Genomic DNA, 15,454 nt, shown 5'->3' on the forward strand with positions numbered 1-15,454 from the left:
GAAAAATTAATTCCCCTCTCCATCATTTCTCCATAAAACCTTCGCCGAACGTGCATGCTTGCGGTGCATTATTCAATCCGTTGCTGAAAAACCGTGCACCCACCGAGCAGACCATGACTGAACCACTCCTTGCATCGCTCCCTAACCAGGCGCTGGTGCTGATCGCCGAAGACGAGCCGGAAATCGCCGACATCCTCACGGCCTACCTCAAGCGTGGGGGTTTTCGTACCGCCCATGCGCAGGATGGGCGTCGTGCGCTCGAACTGCATCAACTGCTCAAGCCGGACCTGGTGCTGCTCGATGTGATGATGCCCAAGCTGGATGGCTGGATGGTGCTGGCGGAGTTGCGTCATCGCGGTATCACCCCGGTGATCATGCTGACTGCACACGACCAGGACATGGACAAACTCATGGGCCTGCGCATTGGTGCGGACGACTACATCGTCAAACCCTTCAACCCGGCAGAAGTCATCGCCAGGATCCAGGCCGTGCTGCGCCGCTGCAGCGATCAAGGCCATGGCGCCGACCACCGCGTACTGCGCGTCGACGCCTTTGAAATCGACATCGACAGCCATGAGGTGAACGTACACATCGGCACGCAAAAACAACCATTGCACCTGACGGTGACCGAATTCAAGTTGCTCGCACAGTTGGCCAAGGCGCCGCGCCGCGTGTTCAGCCGTGCCGAACTGCTGGTGCTCTGCTCGCCGGAGAGCGACAGCCTGGAGCGGACCGTCGACAGCCATATCAGCAAGTTGCGTCGCAAGATCGAAGACCTTGGCCTGCACGGCGTACCGGCCAGCATCCGTGGCGTGGGCTACCGGTTCGGGAGCCAGGCATGAAAGTGGCCAACAGTTTGAGCCGGCAGATTATCGTGTCGATGTCGGCCGTGGTGATGTGTGTGATCGCCCTCGCGCTGGTCGGGTCCTACATCTTCTATGCATTGCTCTGGACCTTTTCGCCGCCGACGGAGTTGGAGATGCAGTCGGATGAGTGGCTGCCCAGCGGCGTGGAATGGGTGTGGATGGGCTTGATCACCTGCGTCAGCCTGGGCGTCGGCGTGGCGGTGGCCGTCAAGTTGTCCAAGCGTATTCTGATGCCGCTTAACTCGGTAGCCGTGAGCCTGCGCAGGCTGGCCGACGGTGACCTGGATGCCCGCGCCGTGGCGCCTGATCTTTCCCTGGGCGAAGCTGCCCTGCTGGTGGATGACTTCAATAGCATGGCGAACCGATTGAAACGCATGGCCGAGGAGCAAGCCTTCTGGAACGCCGCGATTGCCCATGAACTACGTACCCCGCTGACCATCCTGCGCGGTCGCTTGCAGGGACTGGCCGAGGGTGTATTCGAGCCGGATACCGCGCAGTTCTACAGCCTCTTGGGCCAGGTCGAAGGCTTGACCCGCCTGGTCGAAGACCTTCGCGTGGTGGGCATGGGCGACAACGGTCACCTGGAATTGGCGCTCAAGGAGGTGGAGCTGGCCGATGCATTGGAGGCTGAAGCGCGCTTGTTCGAGCCCAGCCTGAACAGCGCCGGTTTTGCCCTGCAATTAAACCTGCGCAAGGGCCCGGTGTACTGCGACCCCGATCGCATCTGCCAGGCTTTGCTCGCGCTGCTGGACAATATTTGCCAACACGCCACACCGGGCACCGTCAGCATTGAACTGGGCGGTGACGAGCGAGGCCACTTCCTGAGGGTCACAGATGAGGGCCCGGGGGTCGACGCAGCATTCGCCCCACACATTTTCGATGCGTTTCAGCGTGGCGAAAGCTCACGCTCGCGTGCCCAGGGCGGCAGTGGCCTGGGCCTAGCCGTGGTGCGGGCAATTGCCCTCGCCCATGGCGGCGCAGTGACCTGTCGAACGGCGATAAACAGCGGCACGGTGTTTGAGCTGAGTTGGCCATGCGGCGCCTTGTTTACTACTCAAGCCTGACAACCAATAAACAATTAATACCAACTAAGGTGATGGCATGCGTCTCTCTATTGGCCTGTTCAAGAGAGCAATAAAGTATCGCCACTTTGCCTTACTGGACATACACGGACGTTGCGTTGCTTTCTTGAGTTGCGAAGGGATTCCTGCCAGGGGTGAATGGGTGGAAGTCAACGAAGTCAATCTCGCCTGGCTCAGCCAAACGCTGCCAAGCCAGGAGCGCCAGGGCAGCGAATAGCCGTATCGCCTGCCGCCTGGCTCTGATGTTTAACGTTATTACGTGGATAACTGTTATGCCGACACAGCATTCAGCTCGGAACACTATCGACCTTAAACAAGTGGAAGCGTCACTGACGCTCTACACGTTTAAATTGAGAAAGTTGCAACGTTTCTGGATTCCCCTGCAGAAGTACGCGCCGCGGTGTGTATTGGCGTTGTGGCTGATCGGCGTGGGCGTTTCTTTAGTGACGCTGTCGTATTACCACTGGCTGGTCATCGCACCCGCTATTTGTATGTTGATCACCGTGGAAATCATTATCGAAGAAGTACAGATCGATCTTTTATTGATGACCGATGAAGCGCGATATTTGCTCGATGTCACCCGTGGCATCTATCAGCGAACTACGCGCGCCGCAGGTGCCCCATGCAGCCCGTAACGCCGCCGACTCTGCTCGAAGAGAGTAAAAGACTGGGGCAGCAATCCGCCAGCCAGACCCTCAAGGCGATCGCCAAAGCCTATCCCGGCAAACTGTTCGGCACCTTGTCGCTGGTTGCGTTGGAGAATGCTTTGCTGCTGGCCTACCCGTTGTTCGCCGGGTTTGCCGTCGACTCGATCATCCGTGGCGATGTCGGCAGTGCCGTGTGGTACGCCGCCGTAGTCCTCGGTTTCTGGGTGGTCGGCGCGGCTCGCCGGGCCGTGGATACGCGCACGTTCACGCGCATCTATGCCGACCTCGCGGTGCCAGTAATTCTCAACCAGCGCCTGCAACGCCACAGCACCTCCAGGGCGGCGGCGCGAGTGGTACTGGCGCGGGATTTCGTCGATTTTTTCGAAAAGCATGTGCCCACCATAGCCACTGCGCTGGTGTCGGTTGTCGGCGCAGCGGGCATGCTGTTGGTGATCGAGCCCTGGGTCGGCCTGGCCTGCCTGCTCGCACTGCTGCTGTGCGTTACCCTCATGCCGGGCTTCGCACGGCGCAACCAGCGCTTGCATGAACGCTTGAACAATCGCCTGGAAAAGGAAATCGGCCTGGTGGAAAAAGTCGGCGCCAACACCCTGCGCCGTCACTACCACGTGCTGTCGCGATTGCGAATCGGGTTGTCCGACCGCGAGGCCGTCGCCTTCCTGTCCATCGGCTTGCTGGCGGCGTTGCTGTTCGTGGTTGCCATCAGCCAATTGGCCTTGGCGCCGGAGGTGAAGGCCGGGCATATCTATGCGGTGATGACCTACTTGTGGACCTTCGTCAGTTGCCTGGATGAAGCGCCGTCGACGATCGACCAACTGGCGCGGCTCAAAGATATCGGCAAGCGCGTGGACCCGGGGCTGGCTTAAGGCCGTGACAGGTGGGCGATGCACTTTGCGCCGATGTGTGTTTCCTTGCGTCATCCTGGCAACGTTGAAGATCCACCCGCATTGGCACGCGCTTTGTCGTGTCAGTATGACGCTCGGCGTGTTTCGGACGGCGATTCACCGAACAGCTCACGGTAATGCGTGGCGAAATGGCTCAGGTGAAAAAAACCCATGGCCACGGCGATCTCACCGATGTTTTTCTCGCTCGCAGGGGTTGCGATCAACTGTCGCCTGACGGCGTTGAGTCGCAAATTGCGCAGGTATTCGACCGGTCGCATATCGGTGACGGCCTGGAAACTATTTTGCAGGGTCCTGCGACTGACGTGCAGCTGTTCACACAGATCAAGAATGCTCAACGGCGTATCGCCGCTGGCAATGATCAATTCCTGGCTGCGCCTGACCAGGTAGGCACTGACGGCGAAATTGCCACGCCGGCAGCGCACCTCGTCGCTGGCATGGCTGAACAGATCGAGGAACGCGCCAAGCAATTCGTCTTCCAGCATCTTTTCCGAGGCCGGGCTTATAGCGCCTGCATGTTCCAAAAAGTGACGAAACAGCGGGTGGATGCGCTGGCGAATGCGCAACAGTAACGTTTCATCCACGCTGAGCGCAGACACGCTGGTCAGGCGTTTGAGCTGATCGTTGGATAGTTCGAAGGCGGCCAGTTTGGCAAAGCGCACGGCATCGACATTGAGTGCGAAAAAGTGCGTGCCTTGCGGCGCATGCAACACGAACTCTTCGCCGTCACGCAACAGCACCACGCTTTGCGCGCTCACCTGCTGGCCTTGAACCACCGGCGGGCTGCCCAGTGACATGGCCGCACACAAGCGCCCCTTGGGCGAGCGGCCATGCTGCACCACGCGCTTGTCCAGCACCTCCTGGAAGATCTGGAAACGATCGCCGGACAACTGCCACAGTTCGCTGGTCAGGCAACCACGACCGAGTTGGTCATACACCTGCTGCCAGCCCTGGATCGAGCCGGCGTGCTGTTGAGAGTCATTGAAGGTACGGACTTCGGCGAGCATATGCGTCATTCCTCGGCGGCCAGATTGTTGTTTTTGGCCTGAAGGCGGGCTCAGTCATCCATAACAGTCGCTGGCGATTGCGCAGGCACGAGGCCTGGGTGGAAATCCAAAGCCAGTTCCGTGCCAAGCATGCGCAAACGATAAGCGCCCGGTCGTATATCCAGCGGTGCCAGCAATGCACCGGACAACACGACCTGCCCGGCGTCCACGGGATAACCGTCCGCCAACAGACGCCGCACCAGCCAGCACAGGTTGAACAGAGGGTTGTCTTCGCGCGTCTGGGTATCACCGCTGCCGAGCAATGCGCCGTCATGCTCCAGGCGATACTCCACGCACGCATGCCGCACCGCATCGAACGACACGCGCGGCCCGACACAGTAAAGCCCTGCGGCGGCGTTATCGGCCAGGAACGTACCCAGCCCGAAAGCCCAGCCCTGCCAGCGGCAGTCGGCGATTTCGAAGGCCGGGGCCACCTCGGCAATTGCCGCCAGAATCTCCTCGTCAGGGTAATCGCCTGGCGCCAGGGGCCGCCCGAACACCAGCGCCAGTTCAACCTCAAGCTTGGGCTGGATCAGCCGCTCGAACGACACCGCGCTGCCCGGCTCGACCGCCATGGCCGACGTGAGCGCGCCATACACCGGTTCGTCGAGGCCAAAACGCGCCTGCGCCGCCCGGCCGGCAAAGGCCACCTTCCAACCACTCAGGCGCTCGCCACCTGCCAGACGCTGGGCCAAGCCCTGGCGCAACAGCGAGTAACCTTGCTGCTTGTCCAGTGCCTCGGGCGGCAACGGTGCGATGGCCCGGGCGCTATGCCCGGCCTCGTGCAGTTGGTCGAGCAACTCGTCAGCGCCACTCATGACAGTTGCTCCGCCAGCTTGCGCAGCACGCCGTCAAGCCGCTCAGGCGTGGTGATGGCGGCGACGAAGCGGTCCGGACGCACCACGACGATGCAGTCGCGCACCTTGGAGAACCATTCGCCCAGGCGGTTATCCACATCCTCCACACTCAAGGCATCATTGGCTTTCAACGGCTGGTTCCGCCCGACGCCGCTGCGCGAACGATTGACCTGGATGAAACGTGTATCCCAGCGCGTCCAATACTCGGCCATCGCCTCACTGAGATGCTCACGCGGGTTCACGCGATACCCCAGCACGGCATAACCATTGCCGAGCACCTCGTCCAGGCGCCGCCGCTGGCCCTGGTCGTCTTCGATGTTCGGCTGGATGAACAACTGCCCGACCAGATCGTCCTCACGCAACTCGGCCCGCTCGTGATAAACCAAGCCCTTGGTGATGGTGGCCTTGGGTTTGAACTTGAATTCCAGCAAGTGCGAGCGCAGGTTATCCACGCTGTTCACCGCCTGGAACAGCCAGTCGCGCACGCCAGCCATCAGCGGGTTAGTCAAGCCGAGTACCGCCCCCATGTTGTCGGCCAGAGCCACCAGTTCGGTCGCGTGACCACGCCGCTCCTGGTCGTAGGTAGCGAGGATCGACGGCGCCGCGCGGCCCTGGATGATCGCTGCCAGTTTCCAGGCCACGTTGGCCACGTCGCGCAGGCCCGAGTTGAGACCCTGCCCGGCCCACGGCGGGGAGATATGCGCGGCGTCGCCCACCAGTGCCACACGCCCTTCGACAAAGCGCGCCGCGACCCGCGAGTGGTGGGTATAGGCACGAATACGGATGATGTTGAGGTTGTTCACGGCATCGCCGATATGCCCGTGGATCAGTTTGCGAATCGTCGCCTCTTCGCACATTTTCGCTTCGTCCTCGCCCTCCATCAGCATGAATTCCCAGCGTCGCTGCTGGTAAGGCAGGTAGATGCACACGAAGGGCCGCTGCGGGTCGGCATGCAGCGCTGTGTAGGGCGCATCAAGTGTGTCGTTGGCGGTGTCGACCACCACCCATTTGCGCGGATGGGTCAGCCCAAGCAGTTCGATGCCGAGCTTTTTGCGCACGGTGGAGCGTCCGCCGTCGGCACCGATCACATAGTCGGCCTGAAGCTGGTAGATCTCGCCTTCGGCATCGCGCACCTGCAGGGTCACACCCTCGGAATCCTGCTCGAGTTCCAGCAATTCGTGGCCCTGACGCAGCTCAACGCTGGCATGCTGGCCGAGGTGTTCACGCAGGGTACCTTCGAGCAACTGCTGCATGAAGATATTGCGCATCGGCCAGCCGTACTGCGCGGCACTCGGCTTGACCTCGGCGAAACACACACCGCGTGCGTTGTAATAGCGCAGCGGCACGTCACAGATCATGTCGCGCACCGCCAGCTCGGCGATGCCGATTCCCTGCAGCACACGCAACGCTTCATCGTCCATGCCCACTGCACGAGGATAAGGCAGGATGCCGTCGGCCAGCTCAAGGACGACGCAGTCGACACCGTACATTCCCATATAGTGCGCGGCCGTAATGCCGTTGGGGCCACCGCCCACAATGACAACTTGGGTCTTCTCCTGCTTCATCGCTATTCACCGCTTTTCTTGTTGTGGTTTGGGTCCAGCACCGCTTGATCCTGCGCGCTTATCAGTGCAGACCGTCAAGGCCATTTACGTCTTCGGCTTTGAGCCCGCCCAACCGCGCATGCAGGCGTCCGCGCGTGGCGAAGGCCCAGATCACGACGATCTCATCCGGCGAAGGGCCGTCGCCGAAGGTCACCGAGAAACTGTCGTAGTGCGAGCGCACGTACAGGGCGTCCTTGTGCGCCAGCGGCACGTCGATGGTCGAGCCTGGGCCACCCCGCTTGCCGGTGGAGGGCACCCACGACTTGCCACCGCCCAGGGCGACGCGGATCGGATCGGCGGCCGGGTTGGTCAGGAACGCATTGCCGTGCTCGTACTCGCCTGCGCTGCCCACCAGGATGGCCTTGCCGTAACTTTCAATCTGACGCGAACCGGCCAGGGCCTGGATGCGCCGGCCGAACTCTTCACCCAGCAGTGGCGACGGCTCGATCAATTGCGAAAGGTCTTCACTGTAACGGCCGGCATACGGGTTGGCGATCACTGCAGCGACGGCGTATTTGAACACCGGCTCGCCATCGGCCAACTGGCCGGTTTCATTGGCCAGGGTCTCTTCAACGAAGCTGTACCATTTGCGGATGTGATAGCTGGCGAAATTTGCGGTTTTCATCGGGGCTGCCTCTGTTCAAAGGGGGTCGAGTGGGTCAAGCGTGATGTTGCGACTCGGCGCACCGGCGGCCTTGAAGCGGGCCTTACCGCACGCATCGTCATGCTCGGTTTCGAGAAAAAACTCCATGCGATTGCAATCGGGATCGTTGAAATACAGGCCGTTGCCGATTTCATGATCGGTAATTTTCACCACCTCCACTCCCTTCTTCAGCAACATGCCGTAGAGCTGGCGCAAGGTGGTCATGTCGCCGGCGATTTCCAATCCGTAGTGCTGCAGCCCCAGCCCGCCCTGGTGGGCGCCGGGTTCTGCGCGAATCAACGCGATGTCGTGATGCTTGGTGCCAAACGCCATCATCACCCAGCTCTCGCCACGGGCACTTTCGTGCATGCCCAGAATGTCGGCATACCAGCGCGCCGACACATCAGGATCACTCACCCAGAGCGATAAGTGAGTTCGAAGGATTTCGACTTTCATCACTGTTTACCTCAGTTTTTCTTGACGATGGATTGATGCCCGGCCTTGATTTGCGCCACGGCAGGCGTCCATAGCACGTCGGCGATCTCGCTGAATTCGCGCCAGTGCTTCTGCCAGCCATCACCGCCGTTGTCGGACGTAAACAAGTGCCCATACTTGGTGCCCGCCGCCATCTGGCGCGGGTTGGCCGGGTTGAAGGCAATGGCCCAGACGCAGGAATTGGGCTGCTGCGGTAACGGCAGCACGTTCCAGCTGAGGGCGGCATCATGGGAGACGAGGATCTTGCTGGTGGTGCCCGGCGTACCATCGGAAATGCTCAGGTACAGCTCGTCTTGAGTGCCCAGCGGCGCATTCATGGCACGCAGGTAGTACAGGCCGAAGGCTTCGCGACCGATAATGCCGGTCCAGGTCAGACCCTCGTCCAGGCTGCGGTAGACCGCATTCACGCAAACCACCACGATGACTTTCTTGCCGTGATTGGGCAGTACCACAATGTTGTGGATGTCCGAGTTGTAGTCCCACAGCAGTCGGTCATCGACGCGGGTCCAACTGTCGCCGCCATCGCGCGAATGGAACAGGCCACCCTCTTCCAGGCCAAACCACAGCTGATTGCGGTCGGTGGGGTCATAGGCGAAGGCAAGCAGGCGCGGACGACTGACACCATCGCAGAACTCGGGGATTTCCACCGGGGCGCGATCCCAACTCAGGCCGGCGTCGAGGGTGCGCCATAACACGGCGCGCGATGGCGCACCGGTGCCAACAAAAATCCGTTTGGCGTCCTGCGGGTCGACGGCGACTTTCCACACTGTCTCGCCGTTGAACGGCGAATCGACGCGCTTCCAATGGCCACCGGTGTCGCGGCTGATGCACAAGCCCACGTCCGTGCCGGCGTAGATCACTTCGGGTGCGTCGGGATGCACGCTCAGGGATCGGGTGATTGCATCGAACTCCAGGTCCTGCCCCAGGCCCAGGCGATGCCAGGTCTTGCCATCGTCGGCGCTGCGGATCACCGCTTGCCCAACGGTGGCGACCAGAAGGGTTCCATTACTCATCTGTGATACTCCTCAGATATAGATGCCACGGGTCAAACCGCCGTCGATGCCGATGGATTCACCGGTCACCGCAGCAGCTTTCGGCGACGCCAGGAAGCCAATCAGCCAGCCCATTTCAATCGGTGCGAGGGTGCGGCGAATCGGCGTCGCGTCGATGTAGGCCTGCTCGACCTGCTCGGCGGTCTTGCCCTGCTTGACTGCTTCGCGCTCGTACAACTCCTGGATATGCGGGGTATCGACGACGCCGGGGTGAATCAGGTTGACCGTGATGCCCGAAGGGCCGAGCTGGTCGGACAGGGTCTTGGTCATGTGGGCGATGGCCAGGTTGCGCATGCCCGAGAGCACTTTGCTGCTGCGCCCGGTGAGGCCGCCGATGTTGATGATGCGCCCGAAGCCGCCCGCCTTCATGTGCGGGGTCACGGCCTTGGCGCACCGGAAGTAGCCGATCACCTTGGTGTTGAGGTCCGACAGCAGTTCATCGTCGCCGGCGTGTTCGATGTCATTGCGCACCACACCCGACGGCGCTGCGGCACCGTTGACCAGGATGTCGATGCGGCCGAAATGCTTGTGCGCCGCCTCGACCATCTCCGACACGGCCTTCATGTCATTGGTGTCACAGAACAGCGGCAGTACTTCATTGCCGGTCTGTGCAGTGATCTCTTCGGCCGCCAGTTGCAGGAACGCCATGCGCCGCGCGCAGATCACCACCTTGCAGCCTTCCTCGGAGAGAAAACGTGCGACTTCCTTGCCGATGCCCATACCGCCACCGGTGACAATGGCCACGCGGCCTTTCAATTCCAGATCCATAGCAATTACCTCTTGTGATTATTCAGTTCAGGCCAGATCGACAAACACGCTTTTGGTCTCGGTGTAGGCATCGATCACGTTTTTACCCATCTCCCGGCCCCAGCCGGATTGTTTGTAGCCACCGAACGGTGAAGAGGGATCGACCACGTTCCAGCAGTTGATCCAGACCGAGCCAGCCTTGAGCTGTGCAGCCACGCGGTGCGCCGAGCGCAAGTCGCGGGTCCACAGGCCAGCAGCGAGGCCATAGGGCGAATCGTTGGCGCGCAGCACCAGTTCATCGATTTCGGTCCAGCTCATGACGGTCAGTACCGGGCCGAAGATTTCTTCTCGGGCCACACAGGCGCGCTCGGCACGGTCGAGGAACACGCTCGGTTGAATGAAATGCCCATGCTCGAGGTGTTCGGGACGGCCGCCGCCGCAGATCAGTTCGGCGCCCTCCTCCTGGCCCCGCTGCAGGTAACCCTTGACGGTCTTCAACTGCCGCGCGGACACCAACGGCCCCATGCTGTTGGCCGGGTCCAGGCCATTGCCCAGGACATAGGCGGCAGCGTGGCGCTGCAGTTCTTCGAGCACCTGGTCGAGCACACTGGCGTGGACATACAGGCGCGAGCCCGCCGTGCATACCTGGCCCTGGTTGTAGAAAATCCCATCGGCGGCCCCCTTGGCGGCGCGCGCAATGTCGGCATCGGGCAGGATGATGTTCGGCGACTTGCCGCCCAGCTCCAGCGAGACCTTTTTCATGTTGCTGGTGGCCGCCTGGGCGATCAGCCGCCCGACTTGGGTCGAGCCGGTAAAGGCGATCTTGTCCACATCGGGGTGCTGTGCCAATGGTGCGCCAGTGTCGGCGCCCAGGCCTGTGATCAGGTTGACCACACCGGCGGGGAAGCCTGCAGCCTCGATCAGTTGCACCAGGCGGATCGCGATCAGCGGCGTTTGTTCGGCGGGCTTAAGCACCGCCACGCAACCGGTGGCCAACGCGGGGCCGAGCTTCCAAACGCACATGGTCAACGGGAAGTTCCACGGCACGATCAGCGCGCAGACCCCCACCGGTTCGCGCAGCGTGTAGTTGAGCATCGGCGCGCCGCTGGCCGGCGATACGGGCAGCGTGCTGCCTTCGATCTTGGTGGGCCAGCCGGCAAAGTAGCGAATGATGTTCGCCGCGCTGGCCGCTTCACCGCGCGCGTTGGCGATAGGCTTGCCGTTCTCCAGCGTGATCAGTTGCGCGAGTTCCTCGCGGTGCTGGTCCAACAGATCGGCCAGGCGAAACAGCAACAGGCCGCGCTGCGCCGGTGACTGCAAGGCCCAGGTGCCGGTAAAGGCTGCGCGCGCGGCCGCAACGGCCGCATTCACATCACGCTCATCGCCTTGGGCGACTTCGGTCAGGGTCTGTTCGGTGGCCGGGTTTTCCACGGCAAAGCGACGACCGCTGGCGGCGTCCTGCCAGGTGCCGCCGATAAACAGGCGGCCTGGCTGGGCCAGGAACGCCTGGACGGCAGGTAATAATTCGGGCTGATACATAATCGACTCCTTCACAGCGCCATTTCGATCAGGCAAGGACCACGGTCGGCCTTGGCATTGGCCAGCGCGCGTTGCAGTTCGGCATTGGTCTGTACCGTGCAGGCCGGTACCCCGTAGCCTTTGGCCAAGGCCTTCCAGTCAATACGCGGGCTGTCGAGCACGGTCAGGCGCAGGGCTTGCGGGTCCATTTCGGTCATGCCGAAACGGCGCAGCTCGTTCTGCAAAATCGCGTAGCGATGGTTGGCGGCAATCAGGATCACCACCGGCAACTGCTCGCGGGCGATGCTCCACAGGGTTTGAATGGTGTACTGGGCGCTGCCGTCCGATTGCAGGCAGAACACGCTATTGCCGCGTTCCGCCAAGGCGGCACCGAACCCCACCGGAATCCCCTGGCCAATCGCGCCACCGGTATTGGTCAATACCCGATGCCGAGCGGCGCGGGCGGAGGCGGTAAAAAAGGGATAGCCGCAGGTGCCGCCCTCAACCGAGACGATGCTGTCTTCGGGCAGTGACGCGGCCAGCACTTGGCCGATGGATTGTGGCGTCAGCTCGGCATGGCCGGGCGGTAGTTCGATACCCTGCGGGGTCGGCACATAGGCCGGTGCATTCAGGGCATCGGCCAACGCCGCCAGCGCGCCGGCGACATCGTCACCGACTTCTGCCAGCGTCAGCAGACGTTCACGTTCTGCGAGGCGCGACGGGATGCCTTCGTAGCCAAAGTAGCTAATGGGCTCGGGCACGCCAGCACAAATGACCAGGTCGTACTGCTCAAGAATTTCAATCGCCACTTCCGGGAAATACGGCAGGCGATCCAGGTCCGGCAAGCCACCGCCACGGTAGCTCAGGCGCGGAAAGGTCTCGGCAAACAGGCGCACGCCGGGCAGTTGCGCCAGGCGCCCCGCTGCTTCCAGGCCCGCGACCGACAAGCCCTCATCGCCGACGATAAACACCAGCCGCTGACCATCACGCAGTGCCTGCGCCACGGTTTCTACCCGGTCACCGGCAAACCGGCGAACCGGCGCGCGCAACGGGGCGAATACACCGTTGTGCGTCACCGCGTGGGCTTGCAGGTCCATAGGCAGGATCAAACTGGCGATCTGGCCTTTGGCCTGCCACGCCGCACGCACGGCTTCCTGCAAGTCTTCACCGATACCCGCCGCCGTGCGCGAGGTACGCACCCAACCAGAAACGGTGCCGGCTAAGGCCTGGATGTCGCTGGCCAAGGGCGGATCGTAGTTGACATGCCAGGAGGCGTGATCGCCGATGACGTTGACGATCGGCGTATTGGCCCGACGCGCGTTATGCAGGTTGGCGATGCCATTGGCAAAGCCCGGGCCCAAGTGAGTCAGGGTCATTGCCGGCTTGCCGGCGATGCGGCCATAGCCGTCAGCGGCGCCGGTGCAGACCCCTTCGAACAGCGACAACACCGGCTTGAGAGCAGGTGCGCTGGCCATGGCCGCCACCAGCGGAATCTCGGTGGTGCCCGGGTTGGCAAAGCAGTACTCGATACCGCTTGCCGCTGCCGCATTCACTATCAGTTGCGCGCCATTCATTGTCAGCCCTCTCGCTTGAGCGTTTTCTTTGTTGAGATTTATCACACAATATAGAGAGACAGACAAGCATTTTATGAATTAAATCTCTTAATTTGAGATTTAAGTGAATTTATAATCTGAAAAGCTTAGCCTGTCGACCTGCAGGGTCGGGTTTGCTCGAGAATGCGGTTTGTCAGTAACTTCCATCACTGGCCCACCGCTTTCACGAGCAAGACCGCTCCCACATTGGATCTGCGCTGTTTTCGCCTATAGTGCTTACCCGCATGCCATCCCTTCTCTAGGAACGAAATGAGCAGCCTGAGTAAATTGCTGAATGTCCTGGACCTGTTCGGTCCGGCGACGTTGAAGATCGACCCGGACACCATCGCCGAGCGCATGGGCCTGTCGCGCGCCACCGCGTATCGCTATGTCAAGGAATTGTGCGACGCCGGCCTGCTGACCCGCGTGGACGCCGGCCACTACGGCCTGGGGCCGCGCGTGATCGAGCTGGACTGGATGATGCGCCAGTACGACCCCATCCTTCTGGCGGGGCGCGAGCTGATGCACGAGCTGTCGGCGCAGACCGGCCTGGCGGTGTTCGCCAGCGTCTTCTACGACGGACGCATCATCAACACCTACATTGCCGAACCCACCGACACGTATCACTTCTCCTTCGGGCGCGGGCATCCGCTGCCCTTTTTTCGCGGCGCGCAGTCCAAGGTATTGATCGCTTTCCAGAAAGGTCGACGCCTGCAGCGTCTGTTCGAAGAGCATATGGCCAGCGACCCGGAAAGCCCGTACGACTGGGCCAGCTTTGCCAAGGCCACAAAGAAGATTCGCAAGGATGGGTACTGCATGACCCATGATGAACTCAACCTCGGCCTGACCGGCATCGCCGCGCCCATCATCCAGCCGGACATCGACGAGGTGATCGGCAGCCTGTCCGCCGTCGGCAGCACCCAGAGCTTCAAGCTGCTGCGCCAGGAAACCGTGATTGAAATGGTCATGGAAACCACCCGCCGGATTGCCGAGAACCTGCGCAATCCGCCGGGCGCCGCCGCATCCTGAGGTTTAGGCGCGGCGGCTGCGGTGGGCTAGAACGGCACGGCGATGGTCAGCTGGCTGTAAACGTTGGTGCCGTTGCCGGCGACCTGGTTGCCGCCCGTGGTGGCGTCCTGCTTGGGCTTGTAGAGGCCGATCAGCGGCGTGACGATCAGGTGCGGGTTGACGGCCCACTCGGCGTATACATCCAGCTCCCGAGCATTGAGGTTCAGCGCATTGCTCTTGCGCACGGTGTCGAAGTCGAAGTACAGCGCACCCAGGGTCAGGTTTTCCAGAGGCGTGGCCTTGAGGGCCACGTGCTGGATGCTGGTGTTGCTGTTGAACGGCCCGGCATAGTTGCCCGCGACTTCGCCCTGCAGCCAGGTGCCATAGCCAGTGCTCAAGCCGGTGAACAGCGAATCCCACTGCTGTGAGTAGCGGGTGTAGCGGTAGCTGACCTTTGGCGTCCAAGCGACATCGGCAAAGGTGTAGCCGGCTTCGCCGTACCAGGCTTTTTCGGGACCGGTGTCCTTGTCCTGCCAGGCATATTCGAACGCCAGGCTGACATTCGGCAGACCTGCGTCGCCTTCGCCGCGCACGCTGTAGACATTCATGCCCTTGCGCTGGCGCTGAAAATCACTGGCCCAGCGTTCGTTCACATCGATGCCGTGCACCCAGGTCAAGCCCAGTGTGCCCGGCTTGGTGGTGTAATCCAGGGTACCGGCGGCCACTTCGGTTTCAGCCTGGGCGCGGTTATCGGACTTGAGCCACAACAGGCTGCCGTGCAGACCATCCTTGCCGCCCAGCCGCAGGAACGCGGTTTGATCGAAGGCGTGCCGCGCGGCCAGGTAATACGCACCGCCACGGTTCATCGTGCCATTGGCCGGCCCCTTGCCCAGGTTCGGACCGTCGTCGTTGATCAGGAAGCCACTGCCGAGCTTGACCACCTGGCGACCGCCGGAAATGTCCACGCCGTCCTTGCCCAAGGCCGGAAACAGGTCGCCGGAGCGCCAGCCCAGGTACGCATCTTCGATTTTGGTGGTGCGTTCGCTGCCCAGGGTATTGCCGGCCGGGTCGCCGTCACCCCAGGTCGCGGAACTGACCAGCGCGAAGGCGCCATAGGCGGTGCCATTACCGGCCAGGGACTGGTCGCCGCTCAAGCCATACTTGATGAAACCTTCGCGCCAGGTCGAACCGCCCGGCGTGCCGTCATAGTTCTTGCGGCTGTTGAACATGCCGAACACGGCGGTCATGTCGGCATTCAGATGCCGGCTCTCATCGCTGTACAACTCATAGGCCTGGGCCTGGCTGATGGCGCAAAGCGTCAACGTACAGGCCAACGTACCGCTGAGAAATGACGTGGAGGGATACCGCATGATCGAA

General features: G+C 61.7%; 16 protein-coding genes. 6 read left to right on the plus strand and 10 right to left on the minus strand.

What is annotated here, in order from left to right; all coding sequences use genetic code 11:
• Positions 1-113 precede the first annotated feature (113 nt).
• From FBY10_RS25055 to FBY10_RS25075, 5 genes are read left to right on the plus strand one after another with little or no spacing between them, the layout of a single operon-like run.
• On the plus strand, positions 114-842 hold the full coding sequence (locus FBY10_RS25055) for a response regulator (protein ID WP_145338151.1): 729 nt from the start codon (positions 114-116) through the stop codon (positions 840-842).
• Positions 839-1,930, plus strand: a complete 1,092-nt coding sequence (locus tag FBY10_RS25060; protein ID WP_145338152.1) for an ATP-binding protein — start codon at positions 839-841, stop codon at positions 1,928-1,930. The genes FBY10_RS25055 and FBY10_RS25060 overlap by 4 nt, the downstream gene beginning before the upstream one ends.
• Before the next feature lie 37 nt (positions 1,931-1,967).
• Positions 1,968-2,165 (plus strand): hypothetical protein, encoded by a 198-nt coding sequence (locus tag FBY10_RS25065; protein ID WP_145338153.1) that lies wholly within the window; start codon positions 1,968-1,970, stop codon positions 2,163-2,165.
• Between the two features lie 55 nt (positions 2,166-2,220).
• Entirely contained in the window at positions 2,221-2,583 is a 363-nt protein-coding gene (locus tag FBY10_RS25070; protein ID WP_078833289.1) for a hypothetical protein, read from the plus strand.
• Positions 2,571-3,479, plus strand: coding sequence for an ABC transporter six-transmembrane domain-containing protein (locus tag FBY10_RS25075; RefSeq protein ID WP_145338154.1), 909 nt, complete (start codon positions 2,571-2,573; stop codon positions 3,477-3,479). Before FBY10_RS25070 ends, FBY10_RS25075 begins: the two co-directional genes overlap by 13 nt.
• Positions 3,480-3,580: 101 nt before the next feature.
• On the opposite strand, the gene FBY10_RS25080 is transcribed toward FBY10_RS25075, so the two are convergent.
• The 9 genes from FBY10_RS25080 to FBY10_RS25120 form a co-directional block, all read right to left on the minus strand.
• Positions 3,581-4,522 carry a helix-turn-helix domain-containing protein gene (locus FBY10_RS25080; RefSeq protein WP_065930131.1) on the minus strand — a complete coding sequence of 314 codons (942 nt, stop codon included), beginning with the start codon at positions 4,520-4,522 and terminating at the stop codon, positions 3,581-3,583.
• 50 nt (positions 4,523-4,572) lie between these two features.
• A complete protein-coding gene (locus FBY10_RS25085; protein WP_145338155.1) occupies positions 4,573-5,379 on the minus strand; it encodes a 2-keto-4-pentenoate hydratase in 807 nt (268 codons plus the stop codon).
• Positions 5,376-6,983, minus strand: a complete 1,608-nt coding sequence (locus FBY10_RS25090) for a bifunctional 3-(3-hydroxy-phenyl)propionate/3-hydroxycinnamic acid hydroxylase (protein ID WP_099491966.1) — start codon at positions 6,981-6,983, stop codon at positions 5,376-5,378. Before FBY10_RS25090 ends, FBY10_RS25085 begins: the two co-directional genes overlap by 4 nt.
• A 61-nt stretch (positions 6,984-7,044) precedes the next feature.
• Positions 7,045-7,647, minus strand: a complete 603-nt coding sequence (locus FBY10_RS25095; RefSeq protein ID WP_145338156.1) for an amino acid synthesis family protein — start codon at positions 7,645-7,647, stop codon at positions 7,045-7,047.
• Between the two features lie 15 nt (positions 7,648-7,662).
• Positions 7,663-8,121: a VOC family protein gene (locus FBY10_RS25100; RefSeq protein ID WP_065930135.1), complete on the minus strand. Its 459-nt coding sequence runs from the start codon at positions 8,119-8,121 to the stop codon at positions 7,663-7,665.
• Positions 8,122-8,132: 11 nt separating this feature from the next.
• Positions 8,133-9,173: a glycosyl hydrolase gene (locus tag FBY10_RS25105; protein WP_145338157.1), complete on the minus strand. Its 1,041-nt coding sequence runs from the start codon at positions 9,171-9,173 to the stop codon at positions 8,133-8,135.
• 12 nt (positions 9,174-9,185) lie between these two features.
• Positions 9,186-9,980: an SDR family NAD(P)-dependent oxidoreductase gene (locus FBY10_RS25110; protein WP_053129953.1), complete on the minus strand. Its 795-nt coding sequence runs from the start codon at positions 9,978-9,980 to the stop codon at positions 9,186-9,188.
• 27 nt (positions 9,981-10,007) lie between these two features.
• Positions 10,008-11,498: an aldehyde dehydrogenase family protein gene (locus tag FBY10_RS25115; protein ID WP_145338158.1), complete on the minus strand. Its 1,491-nt coding sequence runs from the start codon at positions 11,496-11,498 to the stop codon at positions 10,008-10,010.
• 11 nt (positions 11,499-11,509) lie between these two features.
• A complete protein-coding gene (locus tag FBY10_RS25120; protein WP_099491964.1) occupies positions 11,510-13,051 on the minus strand; it encodes an acetolactate synthase large subunit in 1,542 nt (513 codons plus the stop codon).
• Positions 13,052-13,339: 288 nt separating this feature from the next.
• Between FBY10_RS25120 and FBY10_RS25125 the strand changes: the two genes are divergently transcribed.
• Positions 13,340-14,098 (plus strand): IclR family transcriptional regulator, encoded by a 759-nt coding sequence (locus tag FBY10_RS25125; RefSeq protein ID WP_145338159.1) that lies wholly within the window; start codon positions 13,340-13,342, stop codon positions 14,096-14,098.
• Positions 14,099-14,124: 26 nt separating this feature from the next.
• Here the strand turns inward: FBY10_RS25125 and FBY10_RS25130 are convergent, their stop codons facing one another.
• Entirely contained in the window at positions 14,125-15,447 is a 1,323-nt protein-coding gene (locus FBY10_RS25130) for a hypothetical protein (protein WP_178116791.1), read from the minus strand.
• Between the last annotated feature and the right edge of the window lie 7 nt (positions 15,448-15,454).

Source organism: Pseudomonas sp. SJZ103 (genome assembly GCF_007828335.1).
In the GTDB taxonomy this organism is placed as follows: domain Bacteria; phylum Pseudomonadota; class Gammaproteobacteria; order Pseudomonadales; family Pseudomonadaceae; genus Aquipseudomonas.

Excerpts from the sequence above, each read along its gene's own strand:
- FBY10_RS25055 (WP_145338151.1), top strand. The coding sequence starts at position 114 with ATGACTGAACCACTCCTTGCATCGCTCCCTAACCAGGCGCTGGTGCTG.
- FBY10_RS25060 (WP_145338152.1), top strand. The coding sequence starts at position 839 with ATGAAAGTGGCCAACAGTTTGAGCCGGCAGATTATCGTGTCGATGTCG.
- FBY10_RS25065 (WP_145338153.1), top strand. The coding sequence starts at position 1,968 with ATGCGTCTCTCTATTGGCCTGTTCAAGAGAGCAATAAAGTATCGCCAC.
- FBY10_RS25070 (WP_078833289.1), top strand. The coding sequence starts at position 2,221 with ATGCCGACACAGCATTCAGCTCGGAACACTATCGACCTTAAACAAGTG.
- FBY10_RS25075 (WP_145338154.1), top strand. The coding sequence starts at position 2,571 with ATGCAGCCCGTAACGCCGCCGACTCTGCTCGAAGAGAGTAAAAGACTG.
- FBY10_RS25080 (WP_065930131.1), bottom strand. The coding sequence starts at position 4,522 with ATGCTCGCCGAAGTCCGTACCTTCAATGACTCTCAACAGCACGCCGGC.
- FBY10_RS25085 (WP_145338155.1), bottom strand. The coding sequence starts at position 5,379 with ATGAGTGGCGCTGACGAGTTGCTCGACCAACTGCACGAGGCCGGGCAT.
- FBY10_RS25090 (WP_099491966.1), bottom strand. The coding sequence starts at position 6,983 with ATGAAGCAGGAGAAGACCCAAGTTGTCATTGTGGGCGGTGGCCCCAAC.
- FBY10_RS25095 (WP_145338156.1), bottom strand. The coding sequence starts at position 7,647 with ATGAAAACCGCAAATTTCGCCAGCTATCACATCCGCAAATGGTACAGC.
- FBY10_RS25100 (WP_065930135.1), bottom strand. The coding sequence starts at position 8,121 with ATGAAAGTCGAAATCCTTCGAACTCACTTATCGCTCTGGGTGAGTGAT.
- FBY10_RS25105 (WP_145338157.1), bottom strand. The coding sequence starts at position 9,173 with ATGAGTAATGGAACCCTTCTGGTCGCCACCGTTGGGCAAGCGGTGATC.
- FBY10_RS25110 (WP_053129953.1), bottom strand. The coding sequence starts at position 9,980 with ATGGATCTGGAATTGAAAGGCCGCGTGGCCATTGTCACCGGTGGCGGT.
- FBY10_RS25115 (WP_145338158.1), bottom strand. The coding sequence starts at position 11,498 with ATGTATCAGCCCGAATTATTACCTGCCGTCCAGGCGTTCCTGGCCCAG.
- FBY10_RS25120 (WP_099491964.1), bottom strand. The coding sequence starts at position 13,051 with ATGAATGGCGCGCAACTGATAGTGAATGCGGCAGCGGCAAGCGGTATC.
- FBY10_RS25125 (WP_145338159.1), top strand. The coding sequence starts at position 13,340 with ATGAGCAGCCTGAGTAAATTGCTGAATGTCCTGGACCTGTTCGGTCCG.
- FBY10_RS25130 (WP_178116791.1), bottom strand. The coding sequence starts at position 15,447 with ATGCGGTATCCCTCCACGTCATTTCTCAGCGGTACGTTGGCCTGTACG.